Genomic DNA, 24,496 nt, shown 5'->3' on the forward strand with positions numbered 1-24,496 from the left:
GACATTCAAACAATGGACTATGTCAAAGTCCGCTCTGGCGCGACGTTCTGCCTCAGGTTGCTGCGGGACATGCACGTCTGACGTGACCTCTTGACGACCGGGTGACAGAGTGTCCTGCTTGGGTGGCTGGAGGCAGTATGGTCAGGGTCAACATCATCGGAACAGGCAAGGTCGGTCGGACCTTGATGATGCTCTTTGGGGCAAGCCAACATGTCGAGGTCATCGACGTGCTGGCTCGTACACCCGAAAACGTCGATAGGGCGGTCGCTCAGACGGGCGTGGGCAGGGCTGTCCATGACCTGGCGGACATGCGCGCCGCCGACGTCTGGATACTTTCGGTGCCGGATGATGCCATTGCCGATGTGGCACAGGGATTGGCCGAAACGGTCGTCCCGACAGAGGGCGCGGTTGCCGTTCACTGCAGCGGCTTCCTGTCTTCCGAAGTTCTGGCGCCGTTGCGCTCAGAGGGCTGGGCCATCGCCAGCTGTCACCCTGTCCTGAGCTTCGCCGACCCGGTGATCGCGGCGCGCATGTTCCCCCGCATCTGTTGCGCGGTAGAGGGCGATGAAGGGGCGGTGGCTGTCGTGTCGGACCTGGTGCGCCTGTTGGAGGCGACGCCTTTCGTCGTCGATACTGCGCAGAAGGCGCTGTATCATGCGGCGGCGGTGTTCTCCAACAACTTCACCACGGTCATGCAGGCCGTCGCGCGCGAGGCTTGGGAGGCTGCGGGCGTCTCACCGGAGATCGCGGATCGGCTGGGTTCCACGTTGCTGGACGGCACGGCAGAGGCGGTTGCGCAGTTGGGGCCCGCGGCGGCGCTGACCGGCCCGGCGGCGCGGGGCGATCGGGAAGTGATGGAGAAGCAGCAGGCCGAGGTGGCAGCCTGGCATCCGGAGGCGGGGGCGCTTTACGAGGCGCTGAGCGCGCTTGCGGTGCGGCTGAAGGCAACCGGCATGACGCGGCCCTAGCTGCCCGGTTTGCGGAACAGGCGGGTTTCCTCGAACAGGCCGTCGAGCTTTTCGAACCGTTCGCGGGTGACCGGCCATGCCTCCTCCTGCGCGGCGGCGATGAGCGCCTCGAGCAGCATCATGGTGGAGATGTTCGAATCCCAGGCCGAGGGGATTTCCACCCAGCAGTTGAAGCTGCGCGTGGCGACCTCGGCGATGGGGCTGGACCACTGGTCGGTGATGAGGATCACGTTCACACCCTTGTCGCGCGCCATCTGCGCCAGCCGCAGCAGGCTGGATTCGTAGCGGCGGATGTCGAACATCAAGAGGGTGTCGCCCTCGGCCATGTCGAGCATGTAATGCGGCCATGTGGCGGAGGAGGACGTCAGGTGGATGACGCGCGGGCGCACCGCCTGAAGATGGGTAAAGGCGTAGTCGGCCAGCGCATGGGTGATGCGCCCGCCGACGATGTAGAGCGTGTGTTCCGTGTCGGCCAGCAAATGCGCGGCGGCGTCGAAGCTGTCCGATGAGACGTTGGAAAAGGTCGTCTGGATGTTCTGCGTCACGGCCTGTGCAAAGCGGTTCAGCAGGTGACCCTCGGGCGCCTCTGACGCCCAGTTGGCGCGGCGTTCGGTCGGCCCGGAGACCTGCGCCTGCAACTCCTGCCGCAGCGCCTGATGGAACTGCGGAAAGCCCTTGAACCCCAGCTTCTGCACCATCCGCGCGATGGTCGGCGTGCTGACGCCCGCCTGTTCGGCCACGATGGTGATCGAGGCGAGGCCGGCCGCCGGGTAGTTCTCCAGCAGGGCATTGGCGACCTTGCGTTCCGAGGCGGTCAGGGCGGCGTAACCCTCGCGGATCAGCTCGCGGACGGTAGGGGTAGGTTGGGTCATGCGCGCTCCCTGCGGTCCTCTGCACAGCTCTTGGGCAGGGGTTTCCTATCGGCAACGGGAAATCACCGATACCCCCTTGAAGAGATATTGACACAACAGGGGTGGATGTGGAGAGTTTTTTACAGAACGGGGAGAAATGAATGTCTGACGGTCCGCGCGAAGACCTGGATCAGGCGGTCGAAGTGGTGAATGCACAGGGGCAGGGCGGTGTCCTGATACTGTGCGAACACGCGTCGAACGCGATGCCGGAACGCTACGAGGGGCTTGGCCTGTCCGAAGAGGTGCGCGTCAGCCACGCCGCCTGGGACCCGGGCGCGCGCGATCTGGCGGTGGTGCTGTCGGCGGCGCTCGATTCGCCGCTGGTGGCGGGGCGGGTGTCGCGGCTGGTCTACGACTGCAACCGTCCGCCAGAGTCCGAGACGGCCATGCCCGCGCGGTCGGAGGTCTTTGACATTCCCGGCAATGCGGGGCTGGACGCGGCAGAGCGGGCGGAGCGGACCGAGGCGGTCTATGTGCCGTTTTGTGCCGCCGTCGACGCGCAGGTGGCGCAGGCGCGCGCCCTGGTGACGGTGCACAGTTTCACGCCGCTCTGGCATGGCACCCCGCGCGAGACCGAGATCGGCATCCTGCACGACACGGATTCACGGCTGGCGGACGCCATGCTGACGCGCGCGCCGCAGGGCAGGGCGGTGCACCGCAATCGCCCTTACGGGCCGGAGGATGGCGTGACCCATTCGCTGAAGCTGCACGCCCTGTCGCGCGGTCTGCCCAACGTGATGATCGAGGTGCGCAACGACCTGCTGACGACCCCCGAGGACATCCAGACCGTCGCTGCCGAGCTGCTGGCGATGCTCTCCCCCGCGCTGGAGGCTATGGATGCCTAAGGCGCTGATTTCCTTCGTCCGCGCGATCGAGGCGATGAACCGCGTGATCGGGCGCATGGCCATGTATCTGATCTTTGTCCTCATCGGCGTGCTGATGTGGTCGTCGATTTCCAAGGTCGCCTTCCTGCCGTCGCTCTGGACGCTGGAGACCGCGCAGTTCGTGATGGTTGCCTATTACATCCTCGGCGGGCCGTACTCGATCCAGCTGGGTTCGAACGTGCGCATGGACCTGTTCTACGGCAACTGGTCCTACAGGACGAAGGCCTGGGTGGATGCCTTCACCGTGCTGTTCCTAATGTTCTACCTCGGCGTGCTGATGTACGGCGCGCTGGGGTCGCTGGCCTACGCCATGGGCTACTTCGGGATGCAGCCGCTGGAGTATTTTGCCGAGTTCTTCGGCGCGCTGTTCACCGGCGGGTTCGAGGCGGCGGGCGAGAAGCTGGGCTACCTTGAACGCTCGTCGACCGCATGGCGGCCCTTCCTGTGGCCGGTGAAGCTTGTCCTCGCCTTCGGCATCTTCCTGATGCTTCTCCAGACACTTGCCGAGTTGATCAAGGACATCGGCCGCATTCGCGGGGTAGACCTCTGATGTCCTATGAAATGATCGCCGTGGTGATGTTCGCGGGCATGATGCTGATGCTCATGACCGGGCAGAGGGTGTTCGGGGCCATCGGCTTCGTGGGGGCGCTGGCGGGTCTGCTGCTGTGGGGGACGGGCGGCGTGGACGTGCCCTTTGCCGCCGCGATGAAGCTGATGAAGTGGTATCCGCTGCTGACGCTGCCGATGTTCATCTTCATGGGCTACGTGCTGTCGGAATCGAAGATCGCCGACGATCTGTACAAGATGTTCCACGTCTGGATGGGGCCGGTGCGGGGCGGTCTGGCGATTGGCACGATTGGCCTGATGGTACTGATTTCCGCCATGAACGGCTTGTCGGTCGCGGGCATGGCGATCGGCGCGACCATCGCGCTGCCGGAACTGCTGCGGCGCGGCTATGACAAGATCATGGTGACCGGGGTGATCCAGGCGGGGTCAAGCTTGGGCATCCTCGTGCCGCCCTCGGTCGTGCTGGTGCTTTACGCGATGATCGCGCGGCAGCCGGTGGGGCAGTTGTGGCTGGCGGGAGTGATCCCGGGCCTGATGATGGCCGCGATGTTCATCCTGTATATCTACGTGCGCTGCCGACTGGACCCGAAACTCGGCCCGCCGCTGCCCCCGGAGGAACGCGACATTCCCCGCGCCGAGAAGTTGCGTCTGCTGCGCGCGGGGGCCCTGCCGCTGGTGATCTTCTTCGTGATGATGTTCCCCTTTGTCAAAGGCTGGACCTCGCTGGTCGAAAGCTCTGCCATCGGGGCCATGGCGGCCTTTGTCGCGGCGGTGCTGAAGCGGCGCATGACGCGCGAGGTGTTCGAGAACTCGGTGCGCAACACGCTGGCGATTTCCTGCATGTTCATGTGGATCATCCTCGCGGCGCTGGGCTTTGGCGCGATCTTTGACGGCCTCGGCGCCGTGCGCGCGATCGAGAACCTGTTTACCGAGCAGCTGGGCCTGTCCCCCTGGATGATCCTGATCCTGATGCAGCTGAGCTTCATCATCATGGGGACGTTCCTCGACGATACCGCCATGCTGGTGATCGTCGCGCCGCTGTATGTGCCGCTGGTGGGGGAACTGGGGTTCGACCTGATCTGGTACGGGGTGCTGTATACGATCACAACACAGATCGCCTATATGACGCCGCCCTTTGGCTATAACCTGTTCCTGATGCGCGCCATGGCACCGCCGCAGATCTCGTTGACGGATATCTACCGCTCCATCGTGCCCTTTGCGCTGGTGATGGTGGTGGCGCTGGCGCTGGTCATGGCCTTCCCGCAGATCGCGCTTTGGCTGCCGGATTACGTCTACGGAAAATAACCCTGAAGAGCCTCGTGACAGGGGCCGCCCCATTCAACAAGGAGAGAAGATATGACGACCTCACGCAGAAAGTTCCTGAAGACCGCCGGCGTCGGCATGGCTGCCGCCCCGCTGGCCGCCCCGGCGCTGGCGCAGTCCACCATCACATGGCGCATGCAGACCTACGCGGGCGCGGCGCTGGCCGAGCACGTGGTGAAGCCCGCCATCGACACCTTCAACGCCATCGCGGGCGACCGCATGCAGATCGAGCTGTACTATGCCGACCAGCTGGTCCCCACGGGCGAATTGTTCCGCGCCATGCAGCGCGGCACCATCGACGCGGTGCAGTCGGATGACGACTCCATGGCCTCGCCGACCGAAGTCACCGTGTTCGGCGGCTACTTCCCCTTCGCCTCGCGCTACTCGCTGGACGTGCCGGTGCTGTTCAACCAGTACGGCCTGAACGAGATCTGGGCCGAGGAATACGCCAAGGTCGGCGTCAAGCACATCAGCGCCGGGTCCTGGGACCCCTGCCACTTTGCCACCAAGGACCCGATCAACTCGCTGGCCGACCTTCAGGGCAAGCGGGTGTTCACCTTCCCGACGGCGGGCCGTTTCCTGAGCCAGTTCGGCGTGGTTCCGGTGACCCTGCCGTGGGAAGACATCGAGGTCGCGGTGCAGACCGGCGAGTTGGACGGCATTGCGTGGTCGGGCATCACCGAGGATTACACCGTGGGTTGGGCGGATGTGACCAACTACTTCCTCACCAACAACATTTCCGGCGCGTGGATCGGGCATTTCTTTGCCAACATGGGCCGGTACGAGGAACTGCCCGAGGATCTGAAGCTGCTGCTGAAGACCTGCATGGAGCAGTCGCACTACTACCGCCAGTGGTGGTACTGGGGCGGCGAGGCGTCGCTGCGTGTCGACGGGACCAAGATGCAGCTGACCTCGATCCCCGATGCGGAATGGCAGCAGGTCGAGGATGCGGCCCACAAGTTCTGGGACGAGATCGCCGCCGAGTCCGAGACCAAGGCGAAGGTCGTGGAAATCTTCAAGAAGTACAACGCGGACATGGCCAAGGCTGGTCGTCCCTACCGTTACAGCTAATATCGCGCCGAACCATGCCCCGGCGCAGCCTTTGCGCCGGGGTCCCTTGTATCTGAAAGGACACTGAAATGCCCGGCCCCCTTACCTTTGACGCCCTGAAACAGCAGGTGAGCGAAGGCACCGTCGACACCGTTCTGGTGTGCGCCATCGACATGCAGGGTCGCCTGATGGGCAAGCGATTCCACGCCCAGCATTTCGTCGACAGCGCGTGGGAGGAAACCCACTGCTGCAACTACCTCTTCGCCACGGACCTCTCGATGGCCACGCCCGAAGGGTATGCCTCGACCTCGTGGGAGAAGGGCTATGGCGACTACGTGATGAAGCCTGACCTGACCACGCTGCGCCCGATGCCTTGGCTCGACGGCACGGTGATGGTGCTGTGTGACATCCTGGACCACCACACCCACGAGGAAGTGCCGCATACCCCGCGCGCCATGCTGAAAAAGCAGGTGAAGCGGGCCGAGGCGCTGGGCTTTACCCCGATGATGGCGACGGAGCTGGAGTTCTTCCTCTTCGAAAAGTCCTTTGACGCGATCCGTAAGGGCGGGTTCCGCGACCTCGAGACCCTGTCGGGCTACAACGAGGATTACAACATCATGCTGACCTCGCGCGAGGAGCATGTGATGCGGCCCCTGCGCAACCACCTGTACGCGGCGGGCCTGCCCATCGAGAATTCCAAGGGCGAGGCCGAGACCGGGCAGGAAGAGCTGAACATCAAATACGCCCCGGCGCTGGACACGGCAGATTTCCACACCATCGCCAAGCACGCGACCAAGGAGATCGCCCACCAGCAGGGCCACGCGGCGAGCTTTTTGGCGAAATGGCACCAACACAAGGTTGGCTCGTCCAGCCACGTGCACATGTCGCTGTGGCAGGGGGATGCCCCGGCGTTCTTCGACAAGGACGACGCCCTCGGCATGTCCGGGCTGATGAAGCACTACGTGGCGGGCCTGCTGAAATACGCGCAGGATTACACGTACTTCCTTGCCCCCTACGTCAACAGCTACAAGCGGTTCGTGGCGGGGACCTTCGCGCCCACCCGCGTGATCTGGTCCATCGACAACCGCACCGCGGGCTTCCGCCTGTGTGGCGACGGGTCCAAGGCCGTGCGCATCGAGTGCCGCATCGGCGGGTCGGACCTGAACCCCTACCTTGCCATGGCGGCGCTGCTGGCGGCGGGCCTGAAGGGGATCGAGGACAAGCTGGAACTGGAACCGGCCTTTACCGGCGATGCCTATGCGGGCAATGCCGCGCGCATCCCCGGCACCCTGCGCGATGCGCGGCGGACGCTGCTGAACTCCGACATGCTGAGGGAGGCCTTCGGCGAGGAGGTGATTACCCACTACGCCCGCGCCGCCGAGGTGGAGATCGACGACTACAACCGCGTCGTGACCGATTACGAGATCGCGCGCGGCTTTGAAATGGCCTGAGGGCCGATTGTCAGAGGATACCATGACACACGTTCTGAAATGCATCTCGCCGATCGACGGATCGGAGTTTGCGACCCGCGAAACCCTGTCCCTGGATGCCGCCCGCGACGTGGCGCGGCGGGCGCGCGTGGCGCAGGCCGACTGGGCCGCGCGGCCCTTGCAGAAGCGCATCGACCTGGTGATGGCGGGCGTCGCCGCCGTGGGCGCGATGAACGACGAGATCGTGCCCGAACTGGCCCATATGATGGGCCGCCCGGTGCGCTATGGCGGGGAATTCAGGGGGTTCAACGAGCGCGCCAGCTACATGGCCGAGATCGCGGAAACCGCGCTTGCGAACATTGAGGTGGGCGAGGACGCGACCTTCAAGCGCTACATCCGGCGCGTGCCGCTGGGCGTGGTGTTCGTGATCGCGCCATGGAACTACCCCTACATGACGGCGATCAACACCGTCGCGCCCGCCCTGATCGCGGGCAATACCGTGGTGCTGAAGCACGCGACGCAGACCCTGCTGGTGGGCGAGCGCATGGTGCGCGCGTTCGTGAGTGCGGGCGTCCCTGAGGACGTGTTCCAGAACGTGTTCCTGTCGCATGACACCACGTCGGAGCTGATCGGCTGCAAGGCCTTCGATTTCGTGAACTTCACCGGCTCGGTCGGCGGTGGTGCTGCCATCGAACGCGCGGCGGCGGGGACCTTTACCGGCACGGGGCTGGAACTGGGCGGCAAGGACCCGGGCTATGTCATGGAGGACGCCGACCTCGACGCCGCCGTGGACACGCTGATCGACGGGGCGATGTTCAACTCGGGCCAGTGCTGCTGCGGGATCGAGCGGATCTATGTGCATGAATCGCTGTACGACGCCTTTGTCGAAAAGGCCGTGGCCATCGTGAAGGGCTACAAGCTGGGCAACCCGCTGGACGCCGAGACCAGCATCGGGCCGATGGCCAACGTGCGGTTCGCCGAGGAAGTCCGCGCCCAGATCGCCGAGGCCATCGACATGGGGGCCATCGCGCATATCGACACCTTCCCCGAGGATGACGGCGCGGCCTACCTCACGCCGCAGATCCTGACCAATGTCACCCATGACATGCGGGTCATGCGCGACGAATCCTTTGGCCCCGTGGTGGGGATCATGAAGGTCGCCAATGACGAGGAGGCGATTGCCCTGATGAACGACAGCGAGTTCGGCCTGACCGCCTCGCTCTGGACCGCCGATCTGGCGCGCGCGCAAGCGGTGGGCGGCCGGATCGAGACGGGCACGGTGTTCATGAACCGCGCCGATTACCTCGACCCCGGCCTGTGCTGGACCGGCTGCAAGCAGACCGGGCGCGGCGGTGGCCTGTCGGTGATCGGCTACCACAACCTGACACGTCCGAAATCCTACCACATGAAGAAGGTGACCAAATGAGCCTGACAGGGAACTGGTCCTATCCCACGGCCATCAAGTTCGGCGCTGGCCGTATTTCCGAACTGCCCGGTGCCTGCGCGCAGGCGGGCATCACGCGGCCCCTGCTGGTCACGGATCGCGGTCTGGCGAACATGCCGATCACGGTGCAGACGCTGGACATCCTCGAACAGGCGGGCCTTGGCCGCGCGCTGTTCGCCGAAGTCGATCCGAACCCGAATGAGAAGAACCTCGACGCCGGTGTCGCGGCCTACCGCGACGGGGGCCATGACGGGGTGATCGCCTTTGGCGGTGGCTCGGGTCTGGACCTGGGCAAGATGGTCGCCTTCATGGCGGGGCAGACGCGGCCCCTGTGGGATTTCGAGGATATCGGCGACTGGTGGACCCGCGCCGATGCCAGCGCGATTGCGCCCATCGTTGCCGTGCCGACCACCGCCGGGACCGGGTCCGAAGTGGGCCGCGCCTCGGTCATCACCAACAGTGAGACGCATGAGAAGAAGATCATCTTCCACCCCAAGGTACTGCCTTCGGTCGTGATCTGCGACCCGGAGCTGACCGTGGGGATGCCGAAGTTCATCACCGCAGGCACGGGGCTTGACGCCTTTGCCCATTGTGTCGAGGCGTTTTCCAGCCCCTTCTACCACCCGATGTCGCAGGGCATCGCGCTGGAAGGCATGCGGCTGGTGAAGGACTACCTGCCGCGCGCCTATGCCGATGGCACGGATATCGAGGCCCGCGCGCAGATGATGAGCGCGGCGATGATGGGGGCGACGGCGTTTCAGAAGGGCCTCGGCGCGATCCACGCCATGAGCCACCCGATCGGGGCGCATTTCAACACCCATCATGGCACGACCAACGCGGTCTGCATGCCCGCGGTGCTGGACTTCAACGCCGATGCGATCCGTGCGCGCTTCGACATGGCGGCGGCCTATTTGGGGATCGAGGGTGGCTTTGACGGTTTCCGGGCCTTTGTGCAGGAGCTGAACGACTCGCTGGGTATCCCGCGCAAGCTGTCCGATCTGGGCGTGACCGAGGAGGCCATCCCGGCGCTGGTCAAGGGCGCGATTGTCGACCCGTCCTGTGGCGGCAATCCGGTGGAACTGACCGAGGACAATCTGACGGCGCTGTTCAAGACGGCGCTTTGAGAGGCATATGTTTGGTTCGGCCCGGCCTGTGATGGGCCGGTCCTCTGCGCGGCATTGCAACCGATGTGAGGCCGCGCCACTCTGCCCTGACAGGTAGAGGGCAGGCACATGACATTCGATCTGATCGTGAAGGGCGGGACGCTGGCGGACGGCACCCGCGCCGATATTGCCATCACGGGCGACCGCATCGCAGAGGTCGCACCGGAGATTGACGCGGAGGCGCGCGAGGTGATCGACGCCTCGGGGAGGCTGGTCACACAGCCCTTCGTCGACTGCCATTTCCACATGGACGCCACGCTCAGCTACGGCACGCCGCGGGTGAATGCCTCGGGGACGCTGCTGGAGGGGATCGCGCTGTGGGGCGAGTTGAAGCAGCTACAGACGCGCCAGGATATCGTCGCCCGAGCGCTGGCCTATTGTCGGCAGGCTGTGGGCAAGGGGGTGCTGGCGATCCGGTCCCATGTGGACGTGACGGATACCTCGTTTCGCACGGTGGAGGCGCTTCTGGAGGTGCGCGAGGCGGTGCGCGATGTGTTGGACCTGCAACTCGTGGCCTTTCCGCAGGACGGCTGGTTCCGCGCCGAGGGGGCCGAGGGGCAGGTGATCCGGGCTTTGGACGCTGGTGTCGACGTGGTCGGCGGCATCCCGCATTTCGAACGCACCATGGCGGATGGCGCGGCCTCGGTCCGGGCCGCTTGCGAATTGGCGGCTGAACGCGGCCTGCGGGTGGACCTGCATTGCGACGAGTCCGATGATCCTCTGTCGCGGCATATCGAGACGCTGGCGGCGGAGACCATCCGTTGTGGCTTGCAAGGGCGGGTGGCGGGGAGCCACCTGACCTCGATGCATTCCATGGACAATTATTATGTCGCGAAACTGCTGCCCCTGATCGCAGAGGCGCAGGTGGCGGCGATCCCCAATCCGCTGATCAACATCACGTTGCAGGGGCGCATGGACACTTACCCGAAGCGGCGGGGGATGACACGGGTGCCGGAATTGCGCGCCGCCGGGGTGACGGTGGCCTTTGGGCAGGATTGCGTCATGGACCCGTGGTATCCGCTGGGCTCGGGTGACATGCTGGACGTGGCGCATATGGGGCTGCACGTGGCGCTGATGACCGCGCCCGACCAGATGCACGCGGCGTTCCAGATGGTGACGGAGACCGCGGCGCAGGTGATGGGGCTGGAGTTTGGCCTGCGGAAAGGGGCGCGGGCGAGCCTCGTGGTGCTGGACGCCGCCGATCCGATCGAGGCGCTGCGCCTGCGGCCAGCGCGGCTGGCCGTGGTGTCGCATGGCCGGGTGGTCAGCCGGACGGTGCCGGCGCAGGTCGGGGTGGACTGTGGATTTTAAACCCTCAGAAGCGCCTTCAGCGGTGCGACGTCCCCGGCGGTCAGGCGACCGTCCCGTTCGATGAAGACCCCGCGCCGCTCATGGCCCTCAAGAAGCAGGCGTTCGCCCACACGGGCGCTGTAGGCAATGTCGAAGGCGCGGCCCGACCATGTGATCGCGTCGATGCTGTAGGTCACTGTCTGCCCTTCGAGACCGGGGGAGCGGAAGGAGAGCTTGGCTTCCATCAACCCGATCCCGCGCGAGCCAAGTTGGTCACACAGCGTCGCGTGACCCCCGGCGCGATCCGCGAGGAAGGTGTGAAAGCAGGTGTCCATCCATTTGAAATAATTCGGATAATATACGATCCCCGCCGGGTCGCAATCGCCGAAGCTGATCCAGTGGTCGCGGGTGAAAAGGCTCATGTCTGTCCAATCTGGTGCACGCGCGGGGCGACGGCGCAGACCTCTTGCGCGATGTCGACCACGTGGCGGTGGTGGGTGAGATAGATCGCCTGACCGCTGCGGCCGATGCGCTCCATCAGGCGGCAGGCGGCGCGGGTGCGGTCCTCGTCGAAGGTCTCGAAGATGTCGTCGCAGAAGAACGGCAGCGTGACCCCCTGCGAAACAAGTTGTTCGTAGGCAGCGGCGCGCAGGGCAAGGTACAGCTGGAAACGCGTGCCCTTGGACAGGTCGGCCACTTGTTTCGCCGTGCCCTGGGCGTCGATCACCTGAAGCACCTCGCCGCTTCCTTCGGGACGGGCCAGAAGGCGGGCATAGGCTCCATTCGTCAGCTCGGCAAAGGCGCGCTCGGTGGCTTCCATCATTCCGCTGCGGTGCGTGTCGCGGTAGCGGCGGATGGCCTCGTCAGCGAGGCGCAGGCCGAAGTCCAGCTCGAGATAACGCCTCGCGGTGTCTTCGATTTCCAGTTCCAGCGTGGTGCGGCGTTCGACCAGAACAGCAATCTCGGCGTCTCCGGTGACGGCGTCCAGATCGCGCTGGGCGTTGGCGCGGGCGGCCGTGGCTTCGGTCATGGCCTGTTCCGCGCGTTGCAAGTCTGTGACCAGACCGGCGGCCTCCGCCTCCAGGGCTGCGGGCGTCAGGCCCTCCAGCCGGGTACGCGCGACGTCAAGATCCGGAACGGCAAAGTCCGCCAGCAACGCCCGATCGAGCTCGGCCAGCCGGGACCGTCGGTCGTTCACGTCGCGTGCCGTGGCGAGTGTACGGCGCAGATCGTCGAGCGTCTCTGTCGGCACGTCCTCGGGGAAGGACCTGGCAATGGCGCGCGCTTCCTCCGCGATGGTGCTCAGCGCCTCGCGGGCGGCATCCCGTGCCTCTGCCTGTTGGTCGCGCTGCGCTGTCAGGGACGCGCGGCGCGCCAGGGCCGCAGCCGCCGCGTCGGCCTTCTGGCGCAGGGCGTCGAACGTTTCGAGAGGAGCATCACTTGCTCCCCCGGCAAGGATCGCCATCTCCTCGGCAAAGGCTTTCTGGTCGGCCTCCATGGCCGTGATCTGGCGTTGTGCCTGCACACGGTGGGCTTCGTGTTCGCGCAGCGTCTGAAGCGGTGCCAAAGAGACAAGCAGCGTCTCGGGCCTGAGCGCACCGTTGAAACACGTCGCGACGCGCGCTTCCCAGGTGGCACGGGCGGCTTCGGCCCGAGCCTGAACGCGGTCATGCGCAGCGCGACGGGCTTCGCGGTCGGCAATGAGACGTTGCAGCCCGTCCTCGGCACTTGCAAGCCGTGTCGCATGGCTGCGCAAGTCATGGGCCAAGGCGCGCGCATGGTCCAGCGCACTGGACAGATCCGGATCGTCGAGCGGTAGCAGCGGGCGCAGGAGTGTCAGTAGCTTATCAGCGCGCTCAAGCACCGGGGCGTGATCATGGGTGACGTGCTCCAGCGCGCGTTGTGCATCGGTGGCGGTGGCGTGGTGTGCCATCCAGTCATGCAACGCCGCCGGAGCCATGGCGGGCAGGCCCGCTGTCGTACAAGCGCGGCGTATGCGCTCCGTGATGTCATCTCGCCGCGCGAGGAGCGTTGCACAGCGTTCGGCAGCCTGCCGGGCGCGGGTCTCGGCATCGACCTGTGACCGGGTGATCTCGCGCAGTTGGGCCAGGGTGTTGGCGTGGTTCAGGCGCGTGTCCGAAAGCTGGTCGTGGCGTGCCATGGCTTGTGCAAAAGCCGTGGCCGTTGCTTCTGTCAGGGCGGTGCGATGCGTGACCCAGCGCGAGTCCCGCTCTGCACGCGCAGTCTGCGCCTCGGCATCGCTGGCTGGGCCGTTGGCGGTCAATACGTCGGCCTGTGCCGCATGCCGCTCAGCGTCTTCGAGGGCGCGGAGACGGTCCTCCTCGGCGCGGTCAGCCTTGTCTGTCAAGGCCTTGTGCTCCTCTGCGAGGGCTTGGGCCGTGGCGCGGTCCATCGGGGCATCGGGGAGGGTGTCGAACCGATGCGCCCCCAGAGTGAGCGCTGTGAGGGCGTCATCACGGGTGCGTGTCGCGGCGCGCAGGGCGGCCATGGCGCTGGCATGGGCCGGGGCGAGGCGGTCGGCCTCGTAGCGGGTCAGCAGGTCGGAGACGGCCGCGTGCGGCGGGGCGCTGGCGGCCAGCGCGTCGCGTGCCTGTTGCGCTTCGGTCAGCCGCGCATCCATGTCCGCGACCTCGCAGGCCTCGCGCTCTGCGGCGGCGATGGCATCGCGCAGGTCTTCGCGCGCGGCCTCCAGCCCGGCGAGGTCGGCGGGGCTGAGGACCAACCGCTGCGGATCGGTGCCCTCGGGCGCGCCAAGGTCGCGGGCGGCGCGGGCCATGTCAGCCTGCGCGTCCGCAAGGGCTCGTCGACGCTTCGGCAAGTCAGGTGTTTCCGAGACGTGGCGGCTGCGTAGCGTGTCCAGTGCATCGAGCCTCTCTCCAAGGGCAAGGTCCGCCGTGTCCACCGTCAGCGCGTCAAGTGCGGCCTGCGTATCCGCGATCGCTGCTGACAGCCGGGTCAGGTCGGCTGCAGCGCGGGCTTGCCGCGTGGTCAGGTCAACCAGATGTTCGGGATCGAGGTCGAGCCGCTCCGGGTAGGCGTCGAAGGCCGCCAGTCCGTCGGCCAGAGTGTCCCGTTCCGCAAGCCGGGGCAGGGCCCGGCGGAGTATGGCCACTTCTGCAGCGCGGGCCTGAAGGGCATCGCGGGTGGCGCGGGCCTCGGTTTCAGCGGCCTGCGCTGTGGCCAGCGACTTCTTCAGGGCCTTCCATGCCGAGGCGGTGGTGTCCTTTTCGCGGATGCCCCTTTCAACGTCGGCGAGTTCCTTTTTCAGCGTGGCCATCGCGGTGGTGCTGGCCCGCTTGCGATACAGCGTGTCGGCCTCGCTGCGCGCCTGATCGAGCACGGCGTTCAGGTCAGCGATGCCCGCCGCGGCAGAGAACAGCAGCTTGCCTATGTCGCCGCGCGCGTTGGCGATGTCTTCGCCGCCGGTCTCGATGGTTTCGTCGTCCAGGCACAAGAGTGCACGGTAGTCCTGTTCGGTCAGCCCGCCGAGGTGGGCGGACAGCGCGCTTTCAGGGATCGGGATGCCGCTGGCGTCCAGGAGCGGTGCCTTGCGCGACGGTACGCGGGTGAAGGTCTGAGGCTTGCCATCAATGTCCAGCACGCCGGAAAGGCGCAGGTTCGCCTTCTGGTGCTGGAAGTCATAGGGGTCGCGGTGTGGAAATCCGTAAAGAAGGCGCAGCGCGGCCTCCATCGTGGTGGTCTTTCCCGCCTCGTTTGGACCGTAAATGATGTGAAAGTCGCAATCCGTGCCGTCGCCGAAATTGTAACGGCGGTCAGTAAAGTGTCCGAACAGATCAAGCGAGAGGGTGCGCAGGCGCATCACGACACCCCCTTCATGCGGGCGAGGATCGAATGCGCCCCGGCGCGGGCGATCTCGTCGGTGAGGCTCTCTGCCGTAGCGGCGTCTGGCAGCAGTGCCGCGCGGCGGCTGGCGGGAAGCTCAGAGAGCAGCGCCTCCATCTCGACGCGCAGCTGGCCTTGAAAACCGGGTTCCGCACGCAGGTCGTCCATGAGGCGCGCGAGGTCGTCGGTGGCACTGGAGGACGGCGCAGCCAAAGGGTCGGAGAGGTCGAACGCAACCTTCTCGATCCAAAGGGTGCCGGTATCGCGGGCCATCTCGCGGGCAGTCTCTTCCCAGACATCACGGTCTCGCACCATTTGCCAGCGCAGCGGCGTAGCGCCGGTAAAGGTGAGACGGAGTATCGTGATCTCTGCGTCCGAAGCAGCGGCCAATCGGCGGACGTGAGCGCGCAACGCGTCCCGAACTGCATCTGTCGTGGCGAGATCGGAGAGGTTAAAATTGTCAGCTGACAATCGTGCTATGGATGTGCTTATTTCGCTGACGCTCGTAATGCGGTTGTCGTGGTCGGAAATCTCGATCAGGGTCGCGGATTTCGGGCCGGCTTCGCCCATGTCGCGGCCTTGGGGACAGCCGGGCATGACGATCCACGGAGCCTCGGAATGCAACTGCCTTTTGTGGACATGGCCCAACGCCCAGTAGTCAAAGCCCATCGCGCTCAGGTCCGCCAAGGTGCAGGGCGCGTAGACGTCGTGTCCGGCGGCCCCTGCCAGCGAGGTGTGCAGCATTGCAATGTTCACTGCGCCGGGAACCGGGGCGGGAAATTTTGGCAAGAGGCTTTCTGGAGCGTGTTTTCCGGAAAAACTCACCCCGTGGACAAAAATGTTATGGGCAAGTTGGTCCTTTCCGCCGTGACCGGTGAAGACATGCACGTTGTCGGGCAGGGTGAGTTCGCCGGTGATGGGGTTCTCGGCGTCGTGGTTGCCCTTGATGTAGTAGACCTTGATCCCCGCCGCGCGCAGGCGGTCAAGCTGTGCGGTGAGGAAGGCGCCGGTGCGGGCGCTGCGCTCGGCCCCGTCAAAGAGGTCGCCCGCGATCAAGACGGCCGCGACCTCTTCGTCCAGCGCCGCATCGACGATGCGCGCGAAGGCTGTGCGGGTCGCGGTCATGACGTGCTCGCGCAGGTCGGGGTCGCGCAGGGCCAGCGATTTCAGGGGGGAGTCCAGGTGGACGTCCGCGGTGTGGATGAGTTTCGTCAAGGGTCTGCTCCTGGCCTCGGGCGACTATGGCGCGGGGGCGGGGCAGGTGCAACGTGTGGACGATTCGCTGCGGCGGGAATCGCCGCGTGCTCCGGGTGCCGCGCTGCGGCGGGGGCAAGGGTTGTCTGCTCAAGTTTTGCGCAGGTTTTGCCTGGGTGGGTGCGATTTTCCGAAAATCGCAGGGGTTCGGCGCGGCGGTCATTGCGCAGGCGCAGCATTCGCGGCTAACGATTCGAACAAGGCGACCGTGAACGCACAGGTCCCAGCCGCAACGGCGCGGCATCTTCCGTCAAACGCCCCTGAACGGGGTCGCAGCAATGGCGCTGCTTGTTCACCCCGAACGGGGTCTATGAGCGCGGGTCCATCCGCATCTGACTGAATTTGCCGCGAACCGCTCTGCCGGTTTCGCAAGGAACCGGAGGGACGACATGTCCAAACAGAAACTGGTCATCATCGGGAATGGCATGGCGCCGGGGCGGATGCTGGAGCATCTGTTCGAGGCGTCGGACGCCTTCGATGTGACGATCTTCAACGCCGAGCCGCGCGTGAACTACGACCGGATCATGCTGTCGCCGGTGCTGTCAGGCGAGAAGTCGTTCGACGATATCGTCATTCATGACGACGCCTGGTACGCCGACCACGGCATCACCCTGCACAAGGGCGAGAAGGTCGTGCATGTGGACCGCGAGGCGAAGACCGTGCGGTCCGAGGGCGGGATCGAGGCGTCTTATGACAAGCTGGTCTTTGCCACGGGGTCCAATCCCTTCATCATCCCGGTGCCGGGCGATCAGCTGAAAGGCGTCTGCGCCTATCGCGATCTGGCCGATGTGGACCAGATGAAAGCGGCGGCGGCCAAGGGCGGGCGCGCCGTGGTGATCGGCGGTGGTCTGCTGGGGCTGGAAGCGGCGGCGGGCCTGCGGATGCAGGGCATGGAGGTGACGGTTCTGCACCTGATGCCGACGCTGATGGAGCGCCAGCTGGACCCGGCGGCGGGCTACCTGCTGGAGAAGGAACTGGCGGGCCGCGGCATCGACATCCGCTGCAAGGCCAACACCAAGGCCATTCACGGCGTCGATCATGTCGAGGCGGTGGAGCTGGAAGACGGCACGATCATCGAGGCGTCGCTGGTGGTCATGGCCGTGGGCATCCGTCCGAACGTGGCGCTGGCGCAGTCCTGCGGGTTGGAGGTCGGGCGCGGAATTCAGGTCGGCGCGGACATGGTGACCTCGGACCCCGATATCCTGTCGGTGGGCGAATGTGCCGAGGTCGACGGGATGGTCTACGGCCTTGTCGCGCCGCTCTACCAGATGGCGCGGGTGGCGGCGGCGACGCTGACCGGGACCGAGGCGGCGTTCAAGCACAACGAGACCCCGACGAAGCTGAAGGTGACGGGGGTCAACCTCTACTCGGTCGGTGAGTTCGGCGAGGATCCGGCGCTGGAAGACATCGTCCTGCGCGATGCCAAGCGCGGCACCTACAAGCGCGTGATCCTGCGCGACAACAAGGTCGTCGGCGCGGTTCTGTATGGCGATGTGGCAGACGGTGGCTGGTACAACGAGTTCCTGAAATCGGGCGACTGTGTCGAGGAGATGCGCGAGACGCTGATCTTTGGCCAGGCGCATCAGGGGGGTGCTGCGGCGGACCCGCTGGCGGCGATTGCGAACCTGAGCGATGATGCGGAAATCTGCGGCTGCAATGGCATCTGCAAGGGGCAGATCGTGCAGGCGATCACCGACAAGGGGCTGACGTCGCTGGGGGAAGTCCGGGCGCATACGAAGGCCTCGGCCTCCTGCGGGACCTGTACCAACCTCGTCGAGGGGGTGATTGCCCTGACGCTGGGCGATGCCTTCGAGAAGAAGGTCGAAGGCATGTGCGGCTGCACCGACCTTGGCCATGGCGACGTGCGTATCCTCATCAAGTCGAAGGGGCTGAAGTCGATCCCGGCGGTGATGCAGGAGTTGGAGTGGAAGACGCCCGAGGGCTGCGCCAAGTGCCGCCCGGCGCTGAACTACTACCTCGTGTCGGACTGGCCGGGTGAATACGTGGATGACCAGCAGTCGCGCTTCATCAACGAGCGGGTGCACGCGAACATCCAGAAGGATGGGACCTACTCGGTGGTGCCGCGCATGTTCGGCGGCATGACCACCCCGGACGAGCTGCGCGCCATCGCGGACGTGGCGGACAAGTACAAGATCCCGAGCGTGAAGGTGACGGGCGGCCAGCGCATCGACCTGCTGGGCGTCAAGAAAGAGGACCTGATCCCGGTGTGGAAGGACCTCAACGATGCGGGCATGATCTCGGGCGCGGCCTATGCCAAGGGCCTGCGCACGGTGAAAACCTGCGTCGGCACGGACTGGTGCCGGTTCGGGACGCAGGACTCGACGGGTCTGGGGATCAAGCTGGAGAAATACCTCTGGGGGTCCTGGTCGCCGGCCAAGCTGAAGCTGGCGGTGACGGGATGCCCGCGCAACTGCGCGGAGGCCACCTGCAAGGACATCGGCGTGATCTGCGTCGATAGCGGGTATCAGATCGTCTATGGCGGTGCGGCGGGGCTGCACATTCAGGGCACGACCGAGTTGGGGCTGGTGAAGACCGAAGAGGACTGCATCCGCACCATCGGCGCGCTAACGCAGTATTACCGCGAGACGGGCTTCTACCTCGAACGCATCTACAAGTGGGCGGATCGACTGGGTTACGACCACATCAAGGACGTCATCTTTGACGACCTCGACAGCCGCAACGCCTATGCCGACCGCTTCGAGCACAGCCAGACCTTTGCGCAGATCGACCCCTGGGCCGAGCGCGTGCAGGGCGCGGAAGCCCATGAATTCACCCCGATGGCAGACCTGAAGCTGGAGGCCGCAGAATGAACCTTGCAGTCATGACCACATACGACTGGCGACTGATCGGACGTGTCGAGGACATCCCCCGCCAGGGCGCGCGCTGCGTCAAGAACGGCGAGATGACCATCGCGGTCTTCCGCACCTCGGACGACAAGGTGTTCGCCATGGAGGACCGCTGCCCGCACAAGAACGGGCCGCTGTCCCAAGGGATCGTGCATGCCGGATGCGTGACCTGCCCGCTGCACAACTGGGTAATCTCGCTGGAGACAGGCGAGGCCCAGGGGGCGGACGAGGGCCGGACGCAGACCTTCGAGGTGAAGGTCGAGGACGGCGAGGTCTACCTGAAGATTTAACCAATGACAGGCGCGGCAGGGAGAGGGTCGCGCCCTTGTTCTTTCATCCCAATCACCACCGCGACCCGGAGCCACGCGTTTCCGGGACCGGGACAGACTTGCCGGGCGACCGGCGCATCCAAATCAAGAAGAGGGACCAAACCATGTCATATGTCATGCCAAAGGAATTCGCGGCCAAGATGGTCGATGCCGGCGAATCCAAGATCTTCATGGCCACCAAGGACACGCTCATCCGGTCTTATATGGCCGGGGCGATCCTCGCGCTTGCGGCGGCCTTTGCGGTGACCATCGCGGTGCAGACGGGCAACTTCCTCGTCGCCTCGCTGCTGTTCCCGGTGGGCTTCTGCCTGCTGTACCTCATGGGTTTTGACCTGCTGACCGGCGTGTTTACGCTGGCGCCGCTGGCGGTGATCGCCAAGCGTCCGGGCTGCACCTGGAAGGGTGTCTTCCGCAACTGGGGCCTTGTGTTCTGCGGCAACTTTGCCGGGGCCATGACCACCGCCGTGCTTATGGCGATCGTCTTCACCACCGGCTTTTCGGCGGAACCGAATGCCGTGGGCCAGAAGATCGGCACCATCGGCGAGGCCCGGACGCTGGGCTATGCCGCTGCCGGCAGCGCTGGCCTGCTGACCGTGTTCGTCCGCGCCGTGCTGTGCAACTGGATGGTGTCGACGGGTGTGGTCGCCGCGATGATGTCGACCTCGACCTCGGGCAAGATCATGGCGATGTGGATGCCGATCATCGTCTTCTTCTACCTCGGCTTCGAGCACTCGATCGTGAACATGTTCCTCTTTCCCTCGGGCATCATGCTGGGCGGCAACTTCACCTGGTTCGACTACTTCGCCTACAACGAGATCCCCGTGGTCCTGGGCAACCTCGTCGGCGGTTTGACCTTCGTGGGCGGCATGATCTACGCGACGCACTTCCGCGAAAGCCCGAAGCGCAACGCGATCCCGGCGGCCGAAGCCACCCCGGCAGAATAAACAGACCGGAAGGCCCTGCCATGATGGCGGGGCCTTTCCCTTTCCCGGAGCCCACGCAATGCCAAAGGACACCATGGACAGGCTGACCGTCACTGTCGGACAGTATTCCTGTGCGGGGCGCAAACCGGAGAATCAGGATTTCCACGGGGTGAGCATCCCCGAAGGCGACGCACTGGCCCTGAAGGGCGTGGTGCTGGCCCTTGCCGACGGGATCTCGTCGAGCCGCATCAGCCGGGATGCCTCCGAGATCTGCGTGCGCGCGATGATGACGGATTACTACGACACGCCAGAGGCCTGGACGGTGCAAAGCAGCGCCGAGACCGTGGTGAAGGCAACCAATGCTTGGCTGCACGGGCAGAATTCCTCGGTCGATGACATCAATTCCGGGCGGGTGTGCACGCTGTCGGCCTTGGTGTTGAAGGGGCGGCGGGGGCATGTGATCCATGTGGGCGACAGCCGGGTGTCGCGGCTGGTCGGCGCGTCACTGGAGCCCTTGACGGAGGATCACCGGGTCGTGCTGTCGGCCGAGGAGAGCTACCTCGGGCGGGCGATGGGGGCGGATGCCACGGTCGAGGTGGACTACCGCGCGGTGCCGCTGTTCGTGGGTGACGTGTTCGTCCTGAGCACCGACGGGGTGCACGAGCATGTGACGGGGCGCGTGGTGCGCGAGGCGATCGCGGGTGCCGAAACGCTGGATGCGGCGGCGGAGGCTGTGGCGCAGGCGGCGCTGGATGCCGGGTCGGACGACAACCTGACGGTGCAGATCGTGCGGGTGGAGGGGCTGCCGCCCGAGGGCGAGGCGCTGGAGACCGACATGGCGCGGCTGCCGCTGCCGGTCCTTCCCAAGGCGGGGGGTATGCTGGACGGGTTTCGTATCTTGCGGCCCGTGCAGTCGACGGCGCGGAGCCACGTGTTCCTGGCGGAGGGGCCGAGCGGGCGGGTGGCGCTGAAGGTGCCGACGCAGGAGATGGCGCAGGATGCGGCGCATCTGCGGCGCTTTGCGCTGGAGGAATGGATCGCGCGGCGGGTGTCGTCGAGCCATGTGGTCGGGGCGGTCCCGTCAGGCGAGCGGACGGCGCTGTATGTCGTGACGGAATGGATCGAGGGCGTGACCCTGCGCCAGTGGATGGTGGACCACCCGCAGCCCTCGCTGGACGCGGTGCGCGGCATCGTCGAGCAGATCGCGCGCGGGCTGCGGGCGCTGCACCGGCGCGAGATGATCCATCAGGACCTGCGGCCCGAGAACGTCATGATCGACGCGGAGGGGACGGTGAAGATCATCGACCTCGGGTCGTGTTACGTGGCGGGGGTCGAGGAGGCCGCGCCGGGCACGCTGCCGCAACTGCCGGGGACCTTCCAGTATACCGCGCCGGAGTACCTCGCGGGGGATGCGGCCTCGGCCAGGTCGGACCAGTTCGCGCTGGGGGTCATCGCCTACGAGATGCTGACGGGGCGGCTGCCTTATGGCGCGCAGGTGGCTCGGGTGTCGTCACGACGTGACGTGGCGCGGCTGAGCTATGCGCCTGCGCGGGCCGAGGACAACGCCGTGCCGGACTGGATGGATGCGGCGCTGAAGAAGGCGCTGCACCCCGATCCGTTCCACCGCTACCCCGCCCTGTCCGAATTCGTCGCGGACCTGTCGCGTCCCGGCTCCGTCTACCGCGCCGGGCGGCATGTGCCGCTGGCGGAACGCAACCCGCTGCGCTTCTGGCAGGGCGTGTCGGGGGTGCTCGCCGTGCTGTGCGTGGTGCTGATCTACCTGCTCATCAACCAATAAGGAGGACTGACCATGAAAGACCTGATGACCGCCGAATACCTCGACAAGGAGGACGCCACGGCGCTGATCCTCGCGGCGAAGCGCAAGATGGGGCTGAGCTGGGAAGGCATCGGCGAAGCGATCGGCATGTCGCCGGTGTGGACGCATTCGGCCTGCATGGGGATGAACGCTTTTTCCGAGGAAAAAGCGGGGGCGCTGGTGGCGCTGCTGGAGCTGCCGGAGACGGCGGTGCCTGCCTTGGTGGAGAGCCCGACGAAGATCTGGGAACAGACCGTGCCGACGGACCCTTGCATCTATCGGTTCTACGAGATCGTGGGCGTTTATGGCCCGACGCTCAAGGCGCTGATCCACGAGAAGTTCGGCGACGGCATCATGTCGGCCATCGACTTCGACATGGAAGTGACGCGGATCGAGAACCCCAAGGGGGACCGGGTCGAGGTGAAGATGTCGGGCAAGTTCCTTGGGTATAATGCGTGGTGACGAGTGACCCTTCGGGGTATGGGTGAAGGGCCGCGCCGGGTGTTCCGGCGCGGTCTTTTCTTTGCGGGAGGACGTGGGATGGGGGCTTTGGAAGGATACGGGCCGTTGGGGCCGGAGGTGTGGCCCGAGGCGGTCGGCGACATGCAGGCGGGTTTTGCCGGGCGGCTGGATGTCTATCGGACCATGGCGCATCACCCGGCCTTGCTGCGCGCCTGGGGGCCTTTGCGCCAGCATGTGGTGCTGGACACGGCGCTGGGGGTTGAGCGGTCGGAGGTGGTGATCCTGCGCACCGGGGTCCGTTTGGGATCGGGGTACGAGTGGGCGCATCACGTGGTGCGCGGGCGGGCGGTTGGCCTGTCGGATGCGCGGATTGCGTCGTTGAGGGGGCCGTTGGAGGGGATGGCGGCGGAGGATGCGCTGCTGGCCGGCGCGGTGGATGCGTTGTTCGATGACAAGCGGTTGTCGGAGGGGCAGCTGCGCGAGGTGGAGGCCCTGGTGGGCAAGGAGGGGGTGTTCGACCTGATTGCGACCGTGGGGTTCTATTCCGTGCTGGGATTCATGCTGAACACATGCGGCACGGAGGTGGACGGTGACGTGGCGGCGGAACTGGCGGCGCGGCCGTTGAAATAGCGGTGCGCGGCGCGGCCGCGCGCTGGGTGTCTCGGCCCTTGCCGGCCTCGGGGTGCCTCCGGCGGAGGTATTTCCGAAACCAAAGAAGCAGGGGCGGGGGTCACAGGTCGTTGCGGTCGATGATGGTGACGCCGTCGCGCACGGCATCGCTTGGGTGCGTGACGATGAGGTCGCCTTCGGTCACGCCGTCGAGGATTTCGACCATGCGGCTGGAGCGGTGGCCGAGGGTGACGGTTTGTTCCCGGGCGAGGCCGTCAATGACGGTGAAGACGGCCCATCTGTCGCCGTTTCCGTCGGTTTTGCGGAAGAGGGCGCCGAGGGGGATTTGCAGGGTGGCGTCGGTTTCCCATTCCACGATGCGCAGGTAGACGGCGAAGCCATGGCCGAGGCCTGCGTGGGCTTCGATCGGTGAGGTGAAGGTGAAGATGGCGTCGACGCGCTGTTCTTCGATGCCGAGGGCGGAGACGCGGGTTTCGGCTGCCGGTTCGATGCGGTCCAGCGTGGCCTCGAGTGTTTCGGGGCCGCCCCAGCGTTCGACGCGGGCCTTGGTGCCGGGCGCGATGCGGACGGCGTCGGAGGACAGGAGGTCGGCGATGATCTCGAGGTTGTCGGGGTCGCCGATGGTCAGCAGCGATTGCCCGGCGGTGACGGGGTGTTCGCTGATCTGGGTGATGGACAGGACGACGCCGTCGGTGGGGGCTGTGAGGGTGACGCAGCATTGGCTGTCGGCCTCGGGGCCATCGGGGCCGAGGAGGGCCGCCTCGGCGCGGCTCAGCGTGCCTTCGGCCATGGTGACGGAGGCGCGGGCGGCGGTGACGGCGGCGTTGGCGAGGGTCACGGCTTGGGTGTCGGATTCCAGCTGGGTGAGGGTGGCGACGCCGCGGTTGGCCAGCGCCTTGGTGCGGTCGTATTGCATGGTGGCGAAGGTCTGCTGTTCCTCGGTGCGGGCCAGTTCGGTGCGGGCGACGTCGAGGGCGGCGCGGGCCTCGGCCACGGCGGCCTCGGCCTGGGCGCGGGAGCGGGCGTCGAGCAGCGAGGACGAGAGCGGTTGCAGGTTCGCGATGACGGTGACGCCCTGGGCCACGGGGTCGCCAACGGCGACGGGGGCGCGCTGGGCGGTGCCGGAAATGGGGGCAGAGATCTCGTAAAGGTCGCGGATGCGGGTCTTGCCGTCGGCGTCGATGGTGACGGCGAGGGGCGCGCGGGTGACGGGGACGAGGTCCACCGGGACGGGCGTGTCGCGGAAGGCGACCCATGCGAGGCCACCGATCATGGCGGCCCCGGCGGCGGAAAGAAGCGTGGTGCGCGTGGTCCAGACCAT

20 protein-coding genes are annotated in these 24,496 nt (G+C 65.9%); 15 read left to right on the forward strand and 5 right to left on the reverse strand.

Features of this window, described 5'->3' with window-relative positions; translation table 11 throughout:
- Positions 1–137 precede the first annotated feature (137 nt).
- A complete protein-coding gene (locus ACP16H_RS13110) occupies positions 138–968 on the forward strand; it encodes a Rossmann-like and DUF2520 domain-containing protein (RefSeq protein ID WP_425072757.1) in 831 nt (276 codons plus the stop codon).
- Here the strand turns inward: ACP16H_RS13110 and ACP16H_RS13115 are convergent.
- Positions 965–1,840, reverse strand: coding sequence for a MurR/RpiR family transcriptional regulator (locus ACP16H_RS13115; protein ID WP_425072758.1), 876 nt, complete (start codon positions 1,838–1,840; stop codon positions 965–967). The genes ACP16H_RS13110 and ACP16H_RS13115 overlap by 4 nt on opposite strands.
- A 140-nt stretch (positions 1,841–1,980) precedes the next feature.
- Here ACP16H_RS13115 and ACP16H_RS13120 point away from each other — a divergent pair, with 140 nt between their 5' ends.
- The 8 genes from ACP16H_RS13120 (at position 1,981) to ACP16H_RS13155 (ending at position 11,051) form a co-directional block, all read left to right on the forward strand.
- Positions 1,981–2,724 carry an N-formylglutamate amidohydrolase gene (locus ACP16H_RS13120; protein ID WP_425072759.1) on the forward strand — a complete coding sequence of 248 codons (744 nt, stop codon included), beginning with the start codon at positions 1,981–1,983 and terminating at the stop codon, positions 2,722–2,724.
- Positions 2,717–3,313 (forward strand): TRAP transporter small permease subunit, encoded by a 597-nt coding sequence (locus ACP16H_RS13125; RefSeq protein ID WP_425072760.1) that lies wholly within the window; start codon positions 2,717–2,719, stop codon positions 3,311–3,313. Before ACP16H_RS13120 ends, ACP16H_RS13125 begins: the two co-directional genes overlap by 8 nt.
- The gene (locus tag ACP16H_RS13130) at positions 3,313–4,635 is read left to right on the forward strand and encodes a TRAP transporter large permease (protein WP_425072761.1); all 1,323 of its coding nucleotides are present in this window, start codon (positions 3,313–3,315) and stop codon (positions 4,633–4,635) included. The genes ACP16H_RS13125 and ACP16H_RS13130 overlap by 1 nt, the downstream gene beginning before the upstream one ends.
- Positions 4,636–4,686: 51 nt before the next feature.
- Positions 4,687–5,724 carry a TRAP transporter substrate-binding protein gene (locus ACP16H_RS13135; protein WP_425072762.1) on the forward strand — a complete coding sequence of 346 codons (1,038 nt, stop codon included), beginning with the start codon at positions 4,687–4,689 and terminating at the stop codon, positions 5,722–5,724.
- A 68-nt stretch (positions 5,725–5,792) separates the two neighbouring features.
- A complete protein-coding gene (locus ACP16H_RS13140; protein ID WP_425072763.1) occupies positions 5,793–7,154 on the forward strand; it encodes a glutamine synthetase family protein in 1,362 nt (453 codons plus the stop codon).
- 22 nt (positions 7,155–7,176) lie between these two features.
- Entirely contained in the window at positions 7,177–8,559 is a 1,383-nt protein-coding gene (locus tag ACP16H_RS13145) for an aldehyde dehydrogenase family protein (RefSeq protein ID WP_425072764.1), read from the forward strand.
- The gene (locus tag ACP16H_RS13150; RefSeq protein ID WP_425072765.1) at positions 8,556–9,701 is read left to right on the forward strand and encodes an iron-containing alcohol dehydrogenase; all 1,146 of its coding nucleotides are present in this window, start codon (positions 8,556–8,558) and stop codon (positions 9,699–9,701) included. Before ACP16H_RS13145 ends, ACP16H_RS13150 begins: the two co-directional genes overlap by 4 nt.
- Positions 9,702–9,809: 108 nt before the next feature.
- Complete coding sequence (locus ACP16H_RS13155) at positions 9,810–11,051, forward strand: cytosine deaminase (protein WP_425072766.1); 1,242 nt, start codon at positions 9,810–9,812, stop codon at positions 11,049–11,051.
- Here the strand turns inward: ACP16H_RS13155 and ACP16H_RS13160 are convergent.
- From ACP16H_RS13160 to ACP16H_RS13170, 3 genes are read right to left on the reverse strand one after another with little or no spacing between them, the layout of a single operon-like run.
- Complete coding sequence (locus ACP16H_RS13160; protein WP_425072767.1) at positions 11,048–11,452, reverse strand: acyl-CoA thioesterase; 405 nt, start codon at positions 11,450–11,452, stop codon at positions 11,048–11,050. The genes ACP16H_RS13155 and ACP16H_RS13160 overlap by 4 nt on opposite strands.
- Positions 11,449–14,871: an AAA family ATPase gene (locus tag ACP16H_RS13165; protein WP_425072768.1), complete on the reverse strand. Its 3,423-nt coding sequence runs from the start codon at positions 14,869–14,871 to the stop codon at positions 11,449–11,451. The genes ACP16H_RS13160 and ACP16H_RS13165 overlap by 4 nt, the downstream gene beginning before the upstream one ends.
- A complete protein-coding gene (locus ACP16H_RS13170; RefSeq protein ID WP_425072769.1) occupies positions 14,871–16,109 on the reverse strand; it encodes a metallophosphoesterase family protein in 1,239 nt (412 codons plus the stop codon). The genes ACP16H_RS13165 and ACP16H_RS13170 overlap by 1 nt, the downstream gene beginning before the upstream one ends.
- A 428-nt stretch (positions 16,110–16,537) precedes the next feature.
- Here ACP16H_RS13170 and nirB point away from each other — a divergent pair, with 428 nt between their 5' ends.
- The 6 genes from nirB (at position 16,538) to ACP16H_RS13200 (ending at position 23,175) form a co-directional block, all read left to right on the forward strand.
- On the forward strand, positions 16,538–18,979 hold the full coding sequence (gene nirB / locus ACP16H_RS13175) for a nitrite reductase large subunit NirB (RefSeq protein WP_425072770.1): 2,442 nt from the start codon (positions 16,538–16,540) through the stop codon (positions 18,977–18,979).
- The gene (nirD, locus tag ACP16H_RS13180; RefSeq protein WP_425072771.1) at positions 18,976–19,305 is read left to right on the forward strand and encodes a nitrite reductase small subunit NirD; all 330 of its coding nucleotides are present in this window, start codon (positions 18,976–18,978) and stop codon (positions 19,303–19,305) included. The genes nirB and nirD overlap by 4 nt, the downstream gene beginning before the upstream one ends.
- Positions 19,306–19,448: 143 nt before the next feature.
- Complete coding sequence (locus tag ACP16H_RS13185; RefSeq protein ID WP_425072772.1) at positions 19,449–20,288, forward strand: formate/nitrite transporter family protein; 840 nt, start codon at positions 19,449–19,451, stop codon at positions 20,286–20,288.
- A gap of 58 nt (positions 20,289–20,346) precedes the next feature.
- Positions 20,347–22,065 (forward strand): protein kinase domain-containing protein, encoded by a 1,719-nt coding sequence (locus ACP16H_RS13190; RefSeq protein ID WP_425072773.1) that lies wholly within the window; start codon positions 20,347–20,349, stop codon positions 22,063–22,065.
- Between the two features lie 12 nt (positions 22,066–22,077).
- On the forward strand, positions 22,078–22,545 hold the full coding sequence (gene cynS / locus ACP16H_RS13195; protein ID WP_425072774.1) for a cyanase: 468 nt from the start codon (positions 22,078–22,080) through the stop codon (positions 22,543–22,545).
- Positions 22,546–22,623: 78 nt separating this feature from the next.
- Positions 22,624–23,175, forward strand: a complete 552-nt coding sequence (locus tag ACP16H_RS13200) for a carboxymuconolactone decarboxylase family protein (RefSeq protein WP_425072775.1) — start codon at positions 22,624–22,626, stop codon at positions 23,173–23,175.
- A gap of 100 nt (positions 23,176–23,275) precedes the next feature.
- On the opposite strand, the gene ACP16H_RS13205 is transcribed toward ACP16H_RS13200, so the two are convergent.
- Positions 23,276–24,496: an efflux RND transporter periplasmic adaptor subunit gene (locus ACP16H_RS13205; RefSeq protein WP_425072776.1), complete on the reverse strand. Its 1,221-nt coding sequence runs from the start codon at positions 24,494–24,496 to the stop codon at positions 23,276–23,278.

Origin of the sequence: Sagittula sp. S175 (assembly GCF_049800975.1) — a bacterium.
GTDB lineage: Bacteria > Pseudomonadota > Alphaproteobacteria > Rhodobacterales > Rhodobacteraceae > Sagittula.

What these genes read in the sequence shown, in the direction of transcription:
- ACP16H_RS13110 (WP_425072757.1), top strand. Translation starts at nt 138, where the DNA reads ATGGTCAGGGTCAACATCATCGGAACAGGCAAGGTCGGTCGGACCTTG.
- ACP16H_RS13115 (WP_425072758.1), bottom strand. Translation starts at nt 1,840, where the DNA reads ATGACCCAACCTACCCCTACCGTCCGCGAGCTGATCCGCGAGGGTTAC.
- ACP16H_RS13120 (WP_425072759.1), top strand. Translation starts at nt 1,981, where the DNA reads ATGTCTGACGGTCCGCGCGAAGACCTGGATCAGGCGGTCGAAGTGGTG.
- ACP16H_RS13125 (WP_425072760.1), top strand. Translation starts at nt 2,717, where the DNA reads ATGCCTAAGGCGCTGATTTCCTTCGTCCGCGCGATCGAGGCGATGAAC.
- ACP16H_RS13130 (WP_425072761.1), top strand. Translation starts at nt 3,313, where the DNA reads ATGTCCTATGAAATGATCGCCGTGGTGATGTTCGCGGGCATGATGCTG.
- ACP16H_RS13135 (WP_425072762.1), top strand. Translation starts at nt 4,687, where the DNA reads ATGACGACCTCACGCAGAAAGTTCCTGAAGACCGCCGGCGTCGGCATG.
- ACP16H_RS13140 (WP_425072763.1), top strand. Translation starts at nt 5,793, where the DNA reads ATGCCCGGCCCCCTTACCTTTGACGCCCTGAAACAGCAGGTGAGCGAA.
- ACP16H_RS13145 (WP_425072764.1), top strand. Translation starts at nt 7,177, where the DNA reads ATGACACACGTTCTGAAATGCATCTCGCCGATCGACGGATCGGAGTTT.
- ACP16H_RS13150 (WP_425072765.1), top strand. Translation starts at nt 8,556, where the DNA reads ATGAGCCTGACAGGGAACTGGTCCTATCCCACGGCCATCAAGTTCGGC.
- ACP16H_RS13155 (WP_425072766.1), top strand. Translation starts at nt 9,810, where the DNA reads ATGACATTCGATCTGATCGTGAAGGGCGGGACGCTGGCGGACGGCACC.
- ACP16H_RS13160 (WP_425072767.1), bottom strand. Translation starts at nt 11,452, where the DNA reads ATGAGCCTTTTCACCCGCGACCACTGGATCAGCTTCGGCGATTGCGAC.
- ACP16H_RS13165 (WP_425072768.1), bottom strand. Translation starts at nt 14,871, where the DNA reads ATGCGCCTGCGCACCCTCTCGCTTGATCTGTTCGGACACTTTACTGAC.
- nirB (WP_425072770.1), top strand. Translation starts at nt 16,538, where the DNA reads ATGTCCAAACAGAAACTGGTCATCATCGGGAATGGCATGGCGCCGGGG.
- nirD (WP_425072771.1), top strand. Translation starts at nt 18,976, where the DNA reads ATGAACCTTGCAGTCATGACCACATACGACTGGCGACTGATCGGACGT.
- ACP16H_RS13185 (WP_425072772.1), top strand. Translation starts at nt 19,449, where the DNA reads ATGTCATATGTCATGCCAAAGGAATTCGCGGCCAAGATGGTCGATGCC.
- ACP16H_RS13190 (WP_425072773.1), top strand. Translation starts at nt 20,347, where the DNA reads ATGCCAAAGGACACCATGGACAGGCTGACCGTCACTGTCGGACAGTAT.
- cynS (WP_425072774.1), top strand. Translation starts at nt 22,078, where the DNA reads ATGAAAGACCTGATGACCGCCGAATACCTCGACAAGGAGGACGCCACG.
- ACP16H_RS13200 (WP_425072775.1), top strand. Translation starts at nt 22,624, where the DNA reads ATGGGGGCTTTGGAAGGATACGGGCCGTTGGGGCCGGAGGTGTGGCCC.
- ACP16H_RS13205 (WP_425072776.1), bottom strand. Translation starts at nt 24,496, where the DNA reads ATGGTCTGGACCACGCGCACCACGCTTCTTTCCGCCGCCGGGGCCGCC.